Annotated in this window: 21 protein-coding genes and 1 pseudogene; 14 read left to right on the top strand and 8 right to left on the bottom strand. The window is 66.9% G+C overall.

Annotation, left to right across the window (positions count from 1 at the left end):
• Nucleotides 1-284: CPBP family intramembrane glutamic endopeptidase (locus A5658_RS28360; protein WP_156751602.1), on the top strand; the 284-nt coding region annotated here is incomplete at its 5' end.
• Complete coding sequence (locus A5658_RS04835; protein WP_369830483.1) at nt 272-1,381, top strand: LCP family protein; 1,110 nt, start codon at nt 272-274, stop codon at nt 1,379-1,381. The genes A5658_RS28360 and A5658_RS04835, both read left to right, overlap by 13 nt.
• Here the strand turns inward: A5658_RS04835 and A5658_RS04830 are convergent, their stop codons facing one another.
• The 4 genes and pseudogenes from A5658_RS04830 to A5658_RS04820 form a co-directional block, all read right to left on the bottom strand.
• Nucleotides 1,382-2,206 (bottom strand): glycerophosphodiester phosphodiesterase, encoded by an 825-nt coding sequence (locus A5658_RS04830; protein WP_067331761.1) that lies wholly within the window; start codon nt 2,204-2,206, stop codon nt 1,382-1,384.
• A gap of 4 nt (nt 2,207-2,210) precedes the next feature.
• On the bottom strand, nt 2,211-3,140 hold the full coding sequence (locus tag A5658_RS04825) for a DUF4328 domain-containing protein (protein WP_369830484.1): 930 nt from the start codon (nt 3,138-3,140) through the stop codon (nt 2,211-2,213).
• Between the two features lie 86 nt (nt 3,141-3,226).
• A pseudogene (locus A5658_RS29250) lies at nt 3,227-3,332 on the bottom strand (hypothetical protein); the annotation flags it as partial.
• Between the two features lie 101 nt (nt 3,333-3,433).
• Nucleotides 3,434-3,760 (bottom strand): rhodanese-like domain-containing protein, encoded by a 327-nt coding sequence (locus A5658_RS04820; RefSeq protein WP_231997211.1) that lies wholly within the window; start codon nt 3,758-3,760, stop codon nt 3,434-3,436.
• A 499-nt stretch (nt 3,761-4,259) separates the two neighbouring features.
• Between A5658_RS04820 and A5658_RS28355 the strand changes: the two genes are divergently transcribed.
• The 9 genes from A5658_RS28355 to rraA all read left to right on the top strand — a co-directional run bounded on the left by A5658_RS28355 (nt 4,260) and on the right by rraA (nt 9,915).
• Entirely contained in the window at nt 4,260-4,418 is a 159-nt protein-coding gene (locus A5658_RS28355) for a hypothetical protein (RefSeq protein ID WP_197503050.1), read from the top strand.
• A 154-nt stretch (nt 4,419-4,572) separates the two neighbouring features.
• On the top strand, nt 4,573-5,196 hold the full coding sequence (locus tag A5658_RS04815; protein ID WP_067331755.1) for a superoxide dismutase: 624 nt from the start codon (nt 4,573-4,575) through the stop codon (nt 5,194-5,196).
• 193 nt (nt 5,197-5,389) lie between these two features.
• The gene (locus A5658_RS04810) at nt 5,390-5,923 is read left to right on the top strand and encodes a peptidase (RefSeq protein WP_067331777.1); all 534 of its coding nucleotides are present in this window, start codon (nt 5,390-5,392) and stop codon (nt 5,921-5,923) included.
• Nucleotides 5,924-6,391: 468 nt separating this feature from the next.
• A complete protein-coding gene (locus A5658_RS04805) occupies nt 6,392-6,790 on the top strand; it encodes a helix-turn-helix transcriptional regulator (protein ID WP_067331775.1) in 399 nt (132 codons plus the stop codon).
• Between the two features lie 94 nt (nt 6,791-6,884).
• The gene (locus A5658_RS04800; protein WP_067331753.1) at nt 6,885-7,541 is read left to right on the top strand and encodes a DUF6474 family protein; all 657 of its coding nucleotides are present in this window, start codon (nt 6,885-6,887) and stop codon (nt 7,539-7,541) included.
• A 34-nt stretch (nt 7,542-7,575) separates the two neighbouring features.
• On the top strand, nt 7,576-8,253 hold the full coding sequence (locus tag A5658_RS04795; RefSeq protein ID WP_067331751.1) for a YcnI family protein: 678 nt from the start codon (nt 7,576-7,578) through the stop codon (nt 8,251-8,253).
• Nucleotides 8,250-8,765, top strand: a complete 516-nt coding sequence (locus tag A5658_RS04790; RefSeq protein WP_082992949.1) for a copper resistance CopC family protein — start codon at nt 8,250-8,252, stop codon at nt 8,763-8,765. Before A5658_RS04795 ends, A5658_RS04790 begins: the two co-directional genes overlap by 4 nt.
• A 99-nt stretch (nt 8,766-8,864) precedes the next feature.
• Nucleotides 8,865-9,404 carry a hypothetical protein gene (locus A5658_RS04785; protein WP_067331771.1) on the top strand — a complete coding sequence of 180 codons (540 nt, stop codon included), beginning with the start codon at nt 8,865-8,867 and terminating at the stop codon, nt 9,402-9,404.
• A gap of 19 nt (nt 9,405-9,423) precedes the next feature.
• Entirely contained in the window at nt 9,424-9,915 is a 492-nt protein-coding gene (rraA, locus tag A5658_RS04780; RefSeq protein ID WP_067331748.1) for a ribonuclease E activity regulator RraA, read from the top strand.
• Here the strand turns inward: rraA and A5658_RS04775 are convergent.
• Complete coding sequence (locus A5658_RS04775; protein ID WP_067331746.1) at nt 9,912-11,381, bottom strand: NAD(P)/FAD-dependent oxidoreductase; 1,470 nt, start codon at nt 11,379-11,381, stop codon at nt 9,912-9,914. The two genes, rraA and A5658_RS04775, sit on opposite strands and share 4 nt — an antisense overlap.
• A 50-nt stretch (nt 11,382-11,431) precedes the next feature.
• Here A5658_RS04775 and A5658_RS04770 point away from each other — a divergent pair, with 50 nt between their 5' ends.
• Nucleotides 11,432-12,100, top strand: coding sequence for a TetR/AcrR family transcriptional regulator (locus A5658_RS04770; RefSeq protein WP_197503049.1), 669 nt, complete (start codon nt 11,432-11,434; stop codon nt 12,098-12,100).
• A 26-nt stretch (nt 12,101-12,126) separates the two neighbouring features.
• Nucleotides 12,127-13,344 (top strand): DNA polymerase IV, encoded by a 1,218-nt coding sequence (dinB, locus tag A5658_RS04765; protein ID WP_067331742.1) that lies wholly within the window; start codon nt 12,127-12,129, stop codon nt 13,342-13,344.
• 68 nt (nt 13,345-13,412) lie between these two features.
• Here the strand turns inward: dinB and A5658_RS04760 are convergent, their stop codons facing one another.
• Nucleotides 13,413-14,417: a PHP domain-containing protein gene (locus tag A5658_RS04760; RefSeq protein ID WP_067331740.1), complete on the bottom strand. Its 1,005-nt coding sequence runs from the start codon at nt 14,415-14,417 to the stop codon at nt 13,413-13,415.
• Between the two features lie 21 nt (nt 14,418-14,438).
• A complete protein-coding gene (locus A5658_RS04755; protein WP_369830482.1) occupies nt 14,439-14,933 on the bottom strand; it encodes a hypothetical protein in 495 nt (164 codons plus the stop codon).
• Here A5658_RS04755 and A5658_RS04750 point away from each other — a divergent pair.
• A complete protein-coding gene (locus tag A5658_RS04750; RefSeq protein WP_067331738.1) occupies nt 14,932-15,780 on the top strand; it encodes an LLM class F420-dependent oxidoreductase in 849 nt (282 codons plus the stop codon). The two genes, A5658_RS04755 and A5658_RS04750, sit on opposite strands and share 2 nt — an antisense overlap.
• A 45-nt stretch (nt 15,781-15,825) precedes the next feature.
• Here the strand turns inward: A5658_RS04750 and A5658_RS04745 are convergent, their stop codons facing one another.
• A complete protein-coding gene (locus A5658_RS04745; protein WP_067331736.1) occupies nt 15,826-16,383 on the bottom strand; it encodes an RDD family protein in 558 nt (185 codons plus the stop codon).
• Nucleotides 16,384-16,628: the final 245 nt, after the last annotated feature.

The following is a 16,628-nucleotide window of genomic DNA, read 5'->3' as shown; positions in this document are numbered from 1 at the left end:
GGGCCGAAGAGGTGATTGTGGTCGGCTACCTGCTCACCCGATTGGGTCAGTTGGGCGTCGGGCCGCGCGCGGCGCTGGTCTGGTCGAGCCTGCTGCGCGGTGCGTATCACCTCTACCAGGGCTTCGGTGCGGGACTGGGCAACATCGCGATGGGCTTGGTGTTCGGGTATGCCTGGCAGCGCACCGGCCGGCTGTGGCCGCTGGTGATCGCGCACGGTTTGATCGACACCGTGGCGTTCGTCGGGTATGCGCTGCTGGCCGGTCACCTGCGGTGGCTGTATTGACGACGGACGATCAGCGCCGCGGTAAGCGGCCGCCGCCGCCCGGCACACCCCCGCCGCGGCCGGTGTCGCCCAATCGCCGAGCCGCCGGCCCGCGGCAGTCACCGCCTCCGTCGCGGCGCACAGTGCGCCCCAAACGGGCTTGGCTGCAAGTGGTTTCGTTGAGCCTGGTGATCGCCGTACTGCTGGGCTGCGCCGCGATCCTGGGCGGCGCGCTGTGGTTGGAGACCGCATTGCACCGCCAGTCGGCGTTGACGGACTATTCCGGCCGGCCGCCAGTCGCCCACGGCAGCACGTGGCTGCTGGTCGGCTCCGACAGCCGTCAGGGCTTGACCGCCGAGCAGCAGCAGGCGCTGGCGACCGGCGGCGACACCGGCAACGGACGAACCGACACGATCATGTTGGTGCACGTGCCCGCGATCGGGTCGAGCACCCCGACCACGATGGTGTCCATCCCCCGCGACTCGTTTGTGCCGATCCCCGGGTACGGCCGCGACAAGATCAACGCGGCGTACTCGATGGGCGGGGCGGCGCTGTTGGCGGAGACGGTCCAACAGGCCACCGGCCTTCGGATCGACCACTACGCCGAGATCGGCTTCAGCGGGTTCGCCGGCCTAGTAGACGGGCTGGGCGGGGTCACGGTGTGCCCGAAGGCGCCGATCGACGACCCGCTGGCGGGCATCAATCTGCCCGCCGGATGCCAGCGTCTGGAGGGCCGCGTCGCGCTCGGCTACGTCCGCAGCCGCGCCACCCCACGGGCCGACCTGGACCGCATGGTCGAGCAGCGGGAGTTCATGTCGGCGCTGCTGCATCGGGCGGTCAGCCCGACCGTCTGGCTCAACCCGTGGCGGTGGTACGCGGTCCCGCACGCGGCGGTCGACGCCCTGACCGTCGACCGCGGCGATCACGTCTGGGACCTGGCGCGGCTGGCCTGGGCACTGCAGGGCTCGCCGGCCGAATTGACCGTGCCCATCGGGCAATTCACCAGCACCAACTCGGGGTCGGTCGTGGTGTGGGACCACGAGAAGGCGGCCGCACTTTTCGACGCCTTGGCCGCCGACGAACCCCTTCCCGCGAGCGTGCTCGATAAACAGCCCTGACTAGTACGGGTCGGCGCCGGCCAGGCCGTCCTCCAGCCACGCCTTGGCGCGGCCCGGGTGATTGGTGGCCAGCCACGCGACTCCGATGTCGCGGCAGAAGTTGACGTCGGCGTAGTCGTCGACCGTCCAGCAGTACAACGCCCGGCCCTGCGCCGCGGACCGGTCGACGAGCTCGGGGTGTTCCCGCAGGGTCCCGATCGACGGGCCCACGGCCGTGGCACCGATCGTGCTGGGCGCACTGCTGCCCAGGTACCGGTGGCTGCGGCCGAGCAACACCGTCGGCAACAGCGGCGCCGCCCGCCGCACCCGCCACAGCGCCGCCGAGGAAAACGACATCACCACCGCGCGGGAGCGGTCGGCGGAGGCGGGTGAGGCGATACCGAACCGATGCAGCAGAGCCAGCAGCTTGCTTTCGACCAGCGCGCCGTAGCGCACGGGATGCTTGGTCTCGATGAAGATTTTCACCGGCCGCTTCCAATCCAGCACCAGTGCGACCAGAGCGTCCAATGTCAGCAGACCGGTGTCGCCGTGGGTGCCGTCGGCCCGCCAACTCCCGTGCCAGGAACCGAATTCCAGCTCACGAAGCTGCGCAAGCGTCATCATGCTGACCAGGCCGGCGCCGCTGGACGTCCGGTCGAGCTTGCGGTCGTGCACGCAGACCAGATGCCCGTCGCGGGTGAGCCTCACGTCGCATTCCACGCCGTCGGCACCCTCACGAAGCGCGAGATCGTAAGCGGCCAGCGTGTGTTCGGGGCGTGACCCCGAGGCGCCGCGGTGCGCGACTACAAATGGGTGCCGAGAGTCCACGTCCTCGGCGTGCGCCATAGCCCTATGCTGCCGGTTCTTCACCCGGCAGCTCAACCGCTGCAGCGGATTCCGTGGTGGCGACCTCGTCATCGGGGACAATCAGCCAGCGATGGGCGGGGCGCTCGACCGGCTTACGCTCGAATACCTCGAACAGCCGCGCCGTTGCCAGCACCGCCGCCAGCGCGATCACGTAGGCGACGATCATCGCGACGGTGTTGTTGGCGATGCCCTGGGAATCCTGCGCCCCGCTGGTGATCGACGCGAACACCGACGTCACGCTGCTGAGCAGCCACAACAGCCACCAGCTCCAGATCACCTGACGGAACTGGTTGTAGTGGTCCTCGGTCTTGGCCAGCTCGACGACGTAGACCAGCGCCCAGACCGAGCCCAGCAGCGGCAGACAACAGAACGTCACGGACGCGGCCATCAACGCCCAACTGGCCGCGTGCCCCGTCGTCGCCGCGACCACGGCGAAAATGACGGCCAGCACCATCGCGGCGGACGGAGGCACCAGAGTGCCCGCCCACAACGCGCGCCGGCTGCGGGATTCCGACTGGCCCGCATGCTCGAACGCCGCTTCCCGTCGGGCGATCAACCATCGCGTCGAGAGAAACGCGCACGTCATCACCGCCGCGACCGCGGCCAGGCTGGCCAGCACGCTGAGCAGTCCCGCCGCGTCGGCGACCAACCAATTCAGCAAGGTATTGCGGTTGATGATCAGCAGCAGATAGCGCAGCAGATGCACCAGTGCGGCCGCACCCAACGCCGCCGCTGCCACGAAGAATGCGCTGCGGATCCGCTCGGGGGTCGGCGGATCCCGCCGGACGCGTCCGGGGCCGGTGTCATGGTCGACGCGGTCCACCAGCCCCCAGCGCGGAATCCCGAGATAGCGCGGGGTGGGTCCGAGCGGCTTGCGGCGACGACGTGGTGGCGGAGGCGGGCCGGGACGCACGGCGATCCAGCGATACCCCGGTGGCAGCCGCGGACCACTGCGCGGGCCGGGCCGCCACGCGTTGGGACCCGGCAGCACAGGGGGCGCCGTCGCCTCGGGCGCCAACAGCGTCCCGCTGCAGCGTGGACACCACGAACGCTGCTTGTCACGGACATTCCAGCGTGTGCCGCACTGGGAGCACACTTGAATCATTGGCGCCGCTCCTCCTCAATCGCCCCGCTGCTGCGGGGCACGGACGGGTCGCCGGCGCGAATCACCGGACCAGCCTAGCCGTGCAGTCGAGGGGAGCCTGGTCAGATGCTTCCCGGGCCACCGTCGTCGGTGACCACTGACCGGCCGGCCGCGGCCCAGGCGAGCATGCCGCCGTCGACGTTGATCGGTTCGAAGCCGTCGCTCGCCAAGAACTCGGCGACCTTCGCGGATCGGCCGCCCGCCTTGCAGATGACGTACAGCGTCGCCGACCGGTCGATCTCGTTCACCCGGGCGGGCACCTGACCCATCGGGATGTGCTGCGCGGCCGCCGCGTGGCCGCGCTTCCACTCGTCGTCCTCGCGCACATCCAGCAACACTGTGTTCGGCCCGAATTCAACGGGCAGTTCCCCAACGGTGGTCTGGGCGATCGGCGGTTCTGAACTCACGCCATCGATCTTGGCACGCCCGGGCCGGCTCGGCGAAGATCGGCATCCAGCTAAACCCGGCTATACACAGTTTCCACAGGTTTATCCACAAGCGGCACCGACCGTCATTTCCGCATTTCGCCACGGTTACGCGACCGCGCGGGCGCTTCCCCTGTGGATAACCCCGGACCGTAACCGGATCGTGATCGACAGCCCGACCCGGCCCTCAGCGAATTCTTAGACCACATAACCGTCTTCGACCGCGCGGCGGTATGGGGGAAGTCACAGCGCCCGCGGCCGTGTCGCTGCGCGGTGACCGCGGAAGCGCCCCACTTATTTGGCGCGCGAAAAACAACACCCCCAGCAACAATCCGCTGGTCAGCGCGCCGCAATCGACTCAATTTTTCAGGCGGTACATGAGGGGTTATGATCGCGATCACCGAGATCATTTGTGACTCATCTCACTGGGGGAGCAGTTGGACAAGCAGGCCGGAGCCACCCGATGACGACGCAACCGTTTGGACCGCAGTCCGCGGCCTCGTCGTCCCACTGGTACACGACGTCGTCGACGTGCAATCGCTCCTACTTGCTCGCCGGGCTCCGCGCCGGCCTGATCGCCCTGGTTTTGCTGGCGGTGCTCGCCGTCATCGTCTGGTTCTGACATACACCTTCCGGGTACTCCCGCCCCGCGGCCGTTCTTGCGGTGCGCGCGGCGATGGAGCAGGGTTACTAACGCCAGAGTCGCCGCTTCGCCAACAGCCTGCAGGCGAAGCGTCAGAGAGTAGATCGGTAACGATCGCGAAGGAAGGAAACCCGTGGCTGAATACACCTTGCCCGACCTGGATTGGGACTATGGGGCTCTGGAGCCCCACATTTCGGGTCAGATCAACGAGCTTCACCACGACAAGCACCACGCGACATACGTCAAAGGGGCAAACGACGCTGTCGCCAAACTCGAAGAGGCGCGCGCAAAGGATGACCAGTCGGCGATCCTGCTGAACGAGAAGAATCTGGCATTCAACCTGGCAGGCCACGTCAATCACAGCTTGTGGTGGAAGAACCTGTCTCCGGATGGCGGTGACAAGCCGACCGGCGAACTCGCGGCCGCCATCGACGAAGCATTCGGGTCGTTCGACAAATTCCGCGCGCAATTCACCGCGGCCGCCACCACGGTTCAAGGTTCCGGTTGGGCGGCGCTGGGTTGGGACAGCCTCGGCCAGAAGCTGTTGATCTTCCAGGTCTACGACCACCAGACCAACTTCCCCCTCGGCATCGTTCCGCTGCTGGTCCTCGACATGTGGGAGCACGCCTTCTACTTGCAGTACAAGAACGTCAAAGCCGACTTCGCAAAGGCATTTTGGAACATCGTGAATTGGGCAGACGTCCAGTCGCGCTACGCGGGCGCGACCACGAAGACCCAGGGTCTGATCGCCGGCTGATCTCGGCTACCTCGTTCGGGGCGTCGCGCTACGTGCGCGGCGCCCCGAATGGCGTTTCGGCCGGATTTCTTTTCGACTTCGGTGCCGTTCCCGCTCGTGTCCACTTGCGAGGGTGGCCGGGCTGTCGCATGCTGAGCGGATCGACCCACCGGCGTATCGCTGGATACCCGAATCGAGTGTGGCGGAGGGCGAAATGGAAAGTGGTGCAGGCCGGGCCGTCGAAGTGGCCCCCTTCCATTCTCATGGTGCCCTGAAAGGCTTTGTGATTTCCGGCCGCTGGCCCGATTCCACCAAAGAATGGGCGCAGCTGTTGATGGTGGCGGTCCGCGTGGCGTCGCTGCCCGGATTGCTGGACACCACAACGGTATTCGGCGTCCGAGAGGAACTGCCGGAATTGCCCGTGCCAGGCACGGTCGGCCTGGTGCTCGCCGAAGGCCCCGTCGTCGGCGAATCGGCGATCCAGCCGGGTTATTTCGGCGACCACCAGCCGCCGGCGTTGTTGATGCTGCACCCACCCTCGGAGACGATGCCGTCGTTGCCGGAGTGCAACGGCGCCGCCTCGGGGTGCGTGTTGTTGCCTGGTTTGCCGCATCTGGGGCTGGAGCACCGCGCGGCCTGGGTGGAGGCAGAGGCCGACGGGACCATCACGTCGATGGTCAGCCGGGTCGGGGTCGACCCGATCAGCCACCCCGACACAGCAATCTTGGCAATGCTGCTTGCCGCATAGGCATTCCGTTATCCGGAAATCGCGGGCGGGGGCTTAGGCCGGGTTTTCTGAGGCCTCGACCGCGTCGGCCGGGGTTCTGGACTCCTCGTCCAACATGCGCCTAATATCGCGTTGACAGGCGTTTGGAAACGAGGGATCGCAGCGACGTTTAGGATGCACTTCAGCAAATGGAGTTGCGGTCGGGGATCCGCACCGTACAGGTAGCCATAGGACCCGTAGGTCGCGGCGAGTATTCCTCCAATAGTCCTCCAAGCGATGAAAGCTCACACAATCTCCTTAGAATTTCATGTGTATACCCTGGACAACGCCCCTAGTTCATCTGGCGATATGCGTCGCCGCTCACAAATACCGCTACCGTCAATTTTATGCCGCTTTTGCACTTGGTTGCGGCGATAAGTCTGGCTACGATAGTCAGCAAATACTTTGAAGCAGTTTTGCGATCTACCTACGTCGGTGGAGGTCCTATCGATGAGCACGACGTTTTCCGCCCGCCTGAACCGCCTGTTCGACACGGTGTACCCGCCCGGGCGCGGGCCGCATACCTCGGCGGAAGTTATCGCGGCGCTCAAGGCGGAGGGAGTCACGATGTCGGCTCCGTATTTGTCGCAGCTACGTTCTGGCAACCGGACCAACCCATCGTCGGCGACGATGGCCGCCCTGGCGAATTTCTTCCGGATCAAACCCGCCTACTTCACCGACGACGAGTACTACGAGAAGCTCGACAAGGAACTGTCGTGGTTGCTGGTCATGCGCGATGAGGGAGTTCGGCGAATCGCGATGCGCGCCAGCGAGCTGTCTCGGGAGTCGCAAGAGGACGTCGCTCATCGCGTCGACGAACTTCGCCGCAAGGAGCACCTGGACGCCTGACGGCGGTCTGGCCCAGGCACATGGTTAGGGTTGGCCCATCGATGCCGCACCGGCACCGCGATAGTCGACGAGATTCCGGGGAGGTAGTGCGCGAATGGGCCTGTTCGGCAAGCGAAAAACCCGCGCGACCCGTCGCGCCGAGGCTCGCGCGATCAAGGCCAAAGCCAAGCTCGAGGCCAAGCTGTCAGCCAAGAACGAGGTCCGCCGGTTCAAAGCCGCGCAACGGGCCGAGACCAAAGCACTTCGCGAGCAGTTGAAGTCACAGCGCGAGAGCGACCGAACCGCCCTGAAGGTTGCCGAAGCCAACTTGAAGGCGGCACGCGAGGGCGCGCTGCTGTCGCCGACGCGGATTCGCCGGCTGTTGACGGTGTCCCGACTGCTGGCGCCGATCCTGGTGCCCGTGGCCTACCGCGTGGCGATCGCCGCGCGCGGCGTGATCGACCAGCGGCGCGCCGACCAGCTCGGGGTTCCCCTGGCCCAAATCGGCCGGTTTTCCGGCAGCGGCGGCCGGCTCTCGGCCCGCATCGCCGGGGCCGAACGGTCGCTGCGGTCGGTGCAGGACAACAAGCCCAAAGACCCCGAGACCAAGCAGTTCGTCGCGGCGATCTCCGAACGGCTCGCCGACCTGGCGGCCGCCGTGACCGCCGCCGAGAACATGCCCGCCGTCCGGCGGCGCGGGGCGCATGCAGCGATCACCCGCCAACTCGACGAGGTTGACGCCGACCTGATGGCTCGCCTCGGCTTGACCTGAGACCCGGCCCTTCCCAGACAGGAGCTGCAACCCGATGCTCTCTCCCCGCAGGATGATTCGCCGCAGCCTGATCGGATCGGCCGCTGCCGCGCTGCTGTGCCTCGGCCCGGCCGCCGCCGCCTCGGCGCACATTCAGGCCAGCAGCGACGACGCCAGCCGTGGTGGCTATGCGACGGTCAGCTTCCAGGTGCCCAACGAGTCGACCACGGGTGCCGCCACCACGACGCTGACGATCGAGCTGCCCAATGTCAGCGCGGTGCGGACCGAAGCGAAACCCGGCTGGGCCGTCAGAATCGACCGCGACGGCGACAAGGTCCGTTCGGTGACATGGACCGCGGCGCCCGACGGCGGAATTCCGGTCGACCAGTTCGATGTCTTCCGGATCACGGCGAAGCTTCCCGACGCCGACTCGGTCAGCTTCCCGGCGACCCAGACCTACGCCGACGGCGCCGTGGTCAACTGGGACCAGGCGACCTCGCCCGGCGGCGCCGAACCCGAGCATCCCGCGCCGACGCTCACGCTGTCCGGCGGCTCGACCCCGAAGGCCGCCCATCACGGCGCCCCGACCTCGGCCGCTCCCACCGCCACCGCCGCCCCGGCGGAGCCGCAGCCGCGCAAGGTGGTCGACAACACCAGCCGCGTCCTGGCGGGCGCAGCCCTACTCGTCGGCGCGCTCGGCGTCGGACTCGCGCTGGTCGTGCGGCGGCCGTGAGCCTTCGGGCCCACCTCGTCGGCATCGCGCTGCTACTTGCCGCAGCCGCGTTGACGGCGACGCTGACGGCCGGCACGGCCGGCGCCCACGCGGCCCGGGTGTCGGCCGATCCGGCCGACCACGCGACCATCAACGCTGGGCCAGCCCGAGTCAGCGCGACCTTCAACGAGGACCTGCAAACGACGTTCGCGGCCATGACGGTGGTCGGTCCGGACGGCAACCTGTGGGCGGTCGGTGAGCCGCAGGTGCGCGGCACGGTGGTCAGCGTCGGCGTCCGCCCGCTCGGCCCGGTCGGCACCTACACGGTCAACTACCGGGTCACGTCGGCCGACGGCCATGTCGTCGCGGGGTCTTGGTCGTTCCGCTTGACGGTGCCGGGAACCGGCACGCCCGGCCCGGCGGCGCAGGCGCCCCGCGGTTCGCCCGACGATCTTCCGATCTGGCCGTTCGTTCTGGGCGCCGTGATCCTGGTCGGCGGCGGCGCGCTGTGGGCCCTACGAAACAAACCCTGACAAGGCCGAATGGTCGACCCCGAACCCATTCAGCGGCGCTGGCATGATGGATTCGAGACCTCCGGCGTACGCGACGAGAAACGGCAAAGGAGCCCCCGGATGGCACACCCGCAGGATCGACCGCACGAGACGCCCGACCCCGCGCCTGACCCACCGCTGAGCACACCCGTACCGTCGGAGCCCCCGCAGCCCGTCGCGGACACGGCCCCCCCGGCGCCGGCTGCCAAGGCCGAGCAGCCGACGGAACAGCCCCCGCACAAAGCCCCGGCGAAGAAGGCCGCCGCCAAAAAGGCCGCCAAGAAAGCCGGGCCGGCGAAGGCGGCCAAGAAGCAGCCCGCCGCCAAAAAGGCGGCCGCGAAGAAGGCTCCCGCCAAGAAAGCCCCTGCCAAGAAGGCTCCGGCGAAGAAGGCCGCCGCCAAGAAGGTCGCTCCCGCACCCGAGTCCAACGGGCAGCTGGCGGCCGCGGCCAAAGATGCTGCGGCACATGCGAAGTCGACGGTAGAAGCGGCGAGCAACCCGTTGCCCGCTCAACCCGCCGCAGCGGTGGCAGGACGATCTCCGGTGCCGTTCGCGGTAGCCATCGCGATCAGCATTTTGGCGGTTTTACTGGTGCGCCGCCTCCGCCAACAAGACGAGTGACGATGACTAGCATGGCCCGGTGACTTTGATATTCCGTCCCACCGCCGACCTCGTCGACGAGATCGGGCCCGACGTCCGCAGCTGCGATCTTCAATTTCGGCAGTTCGGCGGCCGCAGCCAGTTCGCCGGGCCGATCAGCACCGTGCGCTGCAACCAGGACAACGCGCTGCTGAAGTCGGTGCTGTCGGAGGCCGGCGATGGTGGCGTGCTGGTGATCGACGGCGGCGGCTCACTGCACACGGCGCTGGTGGGCGACCTGATCGCCGACCTGGCCCGGTCCAACGGCTGGGCCGGTCTGATCATCAACGGCGCGGTGCGCGACGCCGCGGCCCTGCGCGGGCTCGAGCTCGGCATCAAGGCCCTGGGCACCAATCCGCGCAAGAGCAGCAAGACCGGCTCCGGTCAGCGTGACGTGACGGTGAGCCTTGGCGGAGTGGAGTTCGTCCCGGGCGACATCGCCTACAGCGACGACGACGGAATCGTCGTCGTCGCCGCTGCGGATCCTAGCTAAACCTTAAGGGCCGCAGGCTTTTTGGCGAAGCTCAGCGCCTCGTCGTCGACCTTGCCGCGACGGATGAGCTGCAGGTCCATGAAGTAGTTCTGCTTGAGCCGCCACGGCGAGACGTGACCGGCTTTCGGCAGGTAGTCCAGGGCCCGCAGCACATAACCGGGCGTGAAGTCCATCAACGGACGCTCGTCGACCGAGTCACCGGGGTGCTGCGGCACCACGGTGGCGTAGCCGTTCTCGTCCATGTAATTGATGACGCGACAGACGAATTCGGATACCAGGTCGGCCTTCAGCGTCCACGACGCGTTGGTGTAGCCGATCGTGAACGCCATGTTCGGCAGGCCGGTCAGCATCATGCCCTTGAACGCCATCGTGTCGTTGAGGTCGACGGTCTCACCGTTGCGCCGGATTTGCGCGCCACCGAACAGCTGAAGGTTCAAACCCGTTGCGGTGATGATGATGTCGGCGTCGAGTTCCTTACCGGAGCCCAGCTTGATGCCGGTCTTGGTGAACCGGTCGATGGTGTCGGTGACGACGTCGGCCTGGCCCTTGCGGATCGTCTTGAACAGGTCGCCGTTGGGGGCCAGGCACAGCCGCTGGTCCCACGGGTTGTAGCTCGGGCCGAAGTGCTTCTCGACGTCGTAGTCCTTGGGCAGGCGGCGCTTGGCCATCGTCAGCAGCGTCTTGCGCATCTGCTTCGGGAACTTCCGCGAGAACTGGTACTGGAACGTGCTGAACGCGATCCACTTCCACCGGTTGACGGTGTGGGCGGCACGCCTCGGCAGCAGCTTGTTGGCGCGCTCGGCGAACGGGTCGGTGAGCGGCAACGACCCGATGTAGCTCGGCGACCGCTGCAGCATGGTCACGTGCCCGGCGCCCGACTTCACCAGCGACGGAATCAGCGTGATCGCCGTGGCGCCGGAGCCGATGACCACGATCTTCTTCCCGGCGTAGTCGAGGTCCTCCGGCCAGTGCTGCGGGTGGATCGTGGTGCCCTCGAAGTCGTCGTAGCCCTCGAACTTCGGCAGGTAGCCCTCGTCGTAGTTGTAGTAGCCGCTGCACGCGAGCAGGAACGAGCAGGTGATCTCCTCGTTCTGGCCGTCGTTCTCGACGGTCAGCGTCCAGCGGTCGTCGGCATCCGACCACTCGGCGGCCAGCACGCGGTGGCGATACCGGATGTTCTTGTCGATGCCGTTCTCGGCGGCGGTTTCCTTGATGTAGGCCTTGATCGATGCGCCGTCGGCGATGGAGGTCGACGACTCCCAGGGCTTGAACCGGAAGCCCAAGGTGAACATGTCGGAGTCAGAGCGAATCCCGGGGTACTTGAACAGATCCCAGGTGCCGCCGAGGTCGTCGCGCCGCTCGAGGATCGCGTAGCTCTTGGTGGGGCAGCGGTCCTGCAGGTGCCAGGCCGCGCTGATGCCGGAGATACCGGCGCCGACGATCACAACATCGAGATGTTCAGTCATGGCCGCCACGCTATCAACGGTGTGTTGATTCAGTCAACACTCTGTTGAATATGTCGACACCGTGTAAGGTAACGCGGGTGGCAACCATCAGCTCGAGCCGTTCCCCCCGGGGTCGCCGTTCGGCACGCCCGTCGGGCGACGACCGTGAGCTCGCCATCCTGACCACCGCCGAGCACCTGCTCGAGCACCGGTCGCTGGCCGACATCTCGGTCGACGACCTGGCCAAGGGGGCCGGTATCTCCCGCCCGACGTTCTACTTCTATTTCAAGTCCAAAGAGGCGGTGCTGTTGTCGCTGCTCGAGCCGATGATCGCCCGCGCCGACGCGGAGTACAACGGCGCGGCGGCGCGGCTACCCGCGGATCCCCGTCGAGTGTGGCGGGCCGGTATCAAGGCGTTCTTCGTGGCGTTCGACTCGCATCGCGCGGTAGCCCGGGCCGGCGCGGAGGCCATCTCCAGCAGCGCTGAGGTCAGGGCGGTCTGGGCGAGCTTCATGCAGAAATGGATCGACCAAACGGCGGCGCTGATCGTCGCCGAGCGGGAGCGCGGCGCCGCCCCCGACACCATCCCGGCGATCGACTTGGCCACTTCGCTGAACCAGATGAACGAACGCACGATGATGGCCGCGCTTTCCGCCGAGCAACCGGCCGTCCACCACGACCGGGTCGTCGACACCCTCGCCCACATCTGGGTGACCAGCATCTACGGCGAACAGATCTAGCACTCGTCACACCGGGATGCGAACATATGTTCATGTTCGGTGAGGCCACCATCCTGCACGCAGACCTCGACTCGTTCTATGCGTCGGTCGAGCAGCGCGACGACCCGGGGCTGCGCGGCCGGCCCGTGATCGTCGGCGGTGGGGTGGTGCTGGCGGCCAGCTACGAGGCCAAGGCTTACGGCGTCCGCACCGCGATGGGCGGGGCTCAGGCGCGGCGACTGTGCCCTCAGGCCGTGGTGATTCCGCCCCGGATGTCGGCCTATAGCCGGGCCAGCGATGCGGTGTTCGAAGTCTTCCGCGATACCTCTCCGCTAGTGGAGGCGTTGTCGGTGGACGAAGCGTTCATCGATGTCGGCGGGTTGCGACGGGTCGCAGGGGACCCGGTGCAGATCGCGGCCCGGCTGCGCAGCGAGGTCCGCGACCGGGTCGGGCTGCCGATCACGGTCGGCATCGCCCGGACGAAGTTCCTCGCCAAGGTGGCCAGCCAGGAAGCCAAGCCGGACGGCCTGCTGCTGGTCCCGCCCGGCCGCGAGCTGGCTTTCCTGCATCCGCTGCCGGTGCGGCGGCTGTGGGGCGTCGGCGCGGTGACCGCCGACAAGCTGCGGTCGCACGGCATCGAGACAGTTGCCGACGTGGCCGAGCTCGGCGAGCCGATGCTGGCCTCGATGGTCGGCGCTGCGATGGGCCGCCAGCTGTACGCGTTGTCGCGCAACATCGACCGCCGCCGCGTGACGACGGGCGTGCGACGACGCTCGGTGGGCGCCCAGCGGGCCCTCGGCCGCGCAGGCAACAGCATGTCGGCGGCCGAAGTCGACGCGGTGGTGATCGGGTTGATCGACCGGATCGCCAGCCGAATGCGGGCGGCCGGGCGAACTGGGCGAACCGTCACATTGCGGTTGCGGTTCAACGACTTTGGCCGAGCCACCCGATCGCATACCCTGCCGCGCGCGACCTGCTCGACGCCCGCGCTGCTCGACACAGCGCGAGCACTGGTCGCGGCCGCCGCGCCGCTGATCGCCGAACGCGGGCTGACGTTGGTCGGCTTCGCGGTTTCCGAAATCGACCGCGACGGCGCCGAGCAGTTGGTGCTGCCGTTCACCACGTCGGGGCGGCAGCCCGTGGACGCCGGAGCCGTCGACGCGGCAGTGGACAGCGTGCGTCGGCGTTACGGCAAGGCGGCGCTGACCCGCGGCGTGTTGGTCGGCCGGGACGCCGGGCTCGAGATGCCCCACCTGCCGGACTGACGCTGGTCGAGTGGCCAGTTATTGCGCGAAAATCGCCAAAAGCTCTGTCACAACTGGCCACTGGGCCGTCAAGGGTGGGTGCGGGCCAGGAGTTTCTCGACGGGCCAGGTGTTGACGATCCGGTCGACGGGGACACCGCCGTCCAGTGCGCGCTGCGCGCCGTAGCCGAGGAAATCGAGCTGTCCCGGCGCGTGGGCATCGGTGTCGATGCTGAAATCACAGCCGATTTCCAGCGCCAGGCTCAACAACCGGGAGGGTGGATCACGGCGCTCGGGACGGGAATTGATCTCGACGGCGGTGCCATGCTCGAGGCACGCGGTGAACACCGCCTCAGCGTCGAACGTCGACTCCTTGCGGATGCCACGGTTGCCGGCGACCAGGCGTCCGGTGCAGTGTCCGAGCACGTCGGCGTGCGGATTGCTGACGGCGCGAACCATCCGGCGGGTCATCGCCGCGGAATCCATCGACAGCTTGGAGTGCACGCTGGCCACCACGATGTCGAGCCGTTCCAACAGCTCGGGCTCCTGATCGAGTGCGCCGTCGTCGAGGATGTCCACTTCGATGCCGGTCAGAATTCGCATGGGCGCGAAGCGATCCCGCAGCCCGTCGATGACGTCGAGCTGCTTGCGCAGCCGCTCGGGCGAGAGCCCGTTGGCGATCGTCAACCTTGGCGAGTGGTCGGTCAGCGCGCAGTATTCGTGGCCCAGCGCCGCGGCGGTCTCCATCATCTCCTCGATCGGTGCCGACCCGTCGGACCAGTTCGAATGCAGATGCAGGTCGCCCCGTAGGGCCGAGCGGATTTCTCCGCCGCCGAGATCTTGGGCCGCCGAACGCAATTCGACCAGGGCGTCGGGTTCGCGGCCGGACCAGGCCTGCGCGATCACCTTGGCGGTCTTGGGCCCGATGCCGGGCAGCGACTGCCAGCTGTTGGCCTGGCCGTGCCGTTCGCGCTGCGCCTCGTCGAGGCCCTCGACGATGTCGGCGGCGTTGCGGTAGGCCATCACCCGCCGGGAGTCTTCGCGCGCGCGGTCTTTGTAGTAGGCGATCTGACGCAGAGCGGCTACCGGGTCCATCGCTCCAGTGTGCCTCGCCGGCTAGAACTGCCCGACGATAAATCCGGCCAGCAGCACTCCGAAACCGCCGACCTCCCCGATGACGAGGGCGACCATACCCACCCGCAGCGCCCGGTCGGGATTGGCGAATTGGTTCTCGGTGTCTCGCTTCACGCCGTGGGCGATGTAGCTCAGGATCGCGCCGACGAAGAAGACCACCAGCACCATCGCCGCGGTCAGGTTGACCCACATCGGCCACCCACTCAGTTGGACGAACACCGCGACCAGCAGCGTTGCGAATGAATACAGCAACGCCGCGCGGTGCGCGATGTCCACGTAGGGGTGAGCTCGGTGCTCCTCGGAGGTCAGCACCTGCCGGTACTTCCAGATCCCGAGCACCAACGCGAGCAGGAAGATCAATCCGGCCGACAGCACGGTGATCTTGACGTCGACGGGCACACCGGCACTCACCGTTGGGTCGGCGTACTCGCGGGCGTCACGCCACGACTGCGCAACCTCCGCTACGTTCGAAACCATGCGATTCGCGTTCAAAACCTCACCTCAAAACACCACCTGGCCGGACATGCTGGCCGTCTGGAAGGCTGCCGACGAGATCGACGTCTACGAGTCCGGATGGACCTTCGACCACTTCTATCCGATTTTCAGCGACAGTACCGGGCCCTGTCTGGAGGGCTGGACCACGCTGACCGCGCTGGCCCAGGCCACCGAGCGACTGCGGCTGGGCACGCTGGTGACGGGCGTCCATTATCGTCACCCGGCGGTGCTGGCCAATATGGTTGCCGCACTTGACATCATCTCCAACGGGCGGCTGGAACTGGGTATCGGCGCCGGGTGGAACGAGGAGGAATCGGGTGCGTACGGCATCGAATTGGGCAGCATCAAGGAACGATTCGACCGGTTCGAAGAGGCGTGCGCGGTGCTGACCAGTCTGCTTCGCGACGACACGACGAACTTCGACGGGAAGTTCTACCAACTCAAGGACGCCCGCAACGAACCGAAAGGCCCCCAGCGCCCGCATCCTCCGATCTGCATCGGCGGCAGCGGCGAGAAGCGCACCCTGCGAATCACCGCGCAATACGCACAGCACTGGAACTTCGCCGGCGGCCCACCGGAGATGTTCGCGCACAAGCGCGACGTGCTGGCGTCGCACTGCGCCGATATCGGGCGGGACCCGACGGAGATCACCACGTCCGCGCACCTGCGCCTGGAACCTGACCTCGACTACGCGAAGGTTATCGAGGACGCCGCTGCCCTGGCCGAGGTCGGATTGGATGTGGGCATCGTGTACCTCCCGCCGCCGCATACGCCGGCCGTGCTCGAACCATTGGCTGAAGCGATCCGGGACTCGGGGCTGGCCGACTAGGAACTACGGCCTGGGGCGCCATGTGTTCGGTGTCGTTCGTCGCTTTCAGCTGAGGGGTAGGCAGATCGTGGTCATGATCTTGTCGGCGATCGTCTGCCGCTTGGCATCCCACAGCGGAAACAGATACCCCACGTAGCAGATCGCGCCGTCGATGGCGTGGGCAAGCTGACGCACGAGCGACATGCCGAATCCGATTGGCTGACCGGTCGTCTCGCTGACCACCTTGAATTTCAGGACCGACTTGCCGATGGTGGAGCCGGTAGTGCCCTGCTTGTAGCCGTAGTTCCAGACTCCGTACACCAGTCCGAGAAGCCCCGCGACGAGGACTGCCGCCACACCCAGCGTCGAGTTTCCGGTCGCACACACGTCCCCGATGTTGAGGCCCGAAGTGTCGGTGATGCAGACGGTTTCCTGGGTCGCCGCCTCGATGCCGTAGCCGATTCCGAAGATGACGGCCATCGGCACCAGATCGACGAGGGCCGCAAGTACCCGCGTGAGCCAGGGTGTGTATGCCTCGGTGGGCAGCGGAGCCGGCGCGCCGCCGACAGGAGGTGGGTAACCGTCCGGAGGCGGGTAGTTGCCTGGAGCCGATGGAATGGTCATGGATGCCTTTCTGCCAGGGCTCAGTGGTATGCCAGTAACCCCGAGCTGATACGAAGTCGGCGCACGCTAACAACGGTCAGTTGGAATTTGCTTGGAGCACATTGCGATGCGCTTGACGTCGCCGATCCGGCAGGACGGATATCGCGGCTCAGTGGCGTTTCGCGATCAGTCGCAGCCGCGAGCGCAAGAAGTCCTCAGCAATAAAGTCGTTTGCCACAGGACTCAAATCGGTCGGACCATGTGCA

Origin of the sequence: Mycobacterium sp. 1245111.1, assembly GCF_001673405.1 — a bacterium.
Lineage (GTDB): Bacteria > Actinomycetota > Actinomycetes > Mycobacteriales > Mycobacteriaceae > Mycobacterium.
This window is presented reverse-complemented; position numbering and strand designations above follow the sequence as displayed.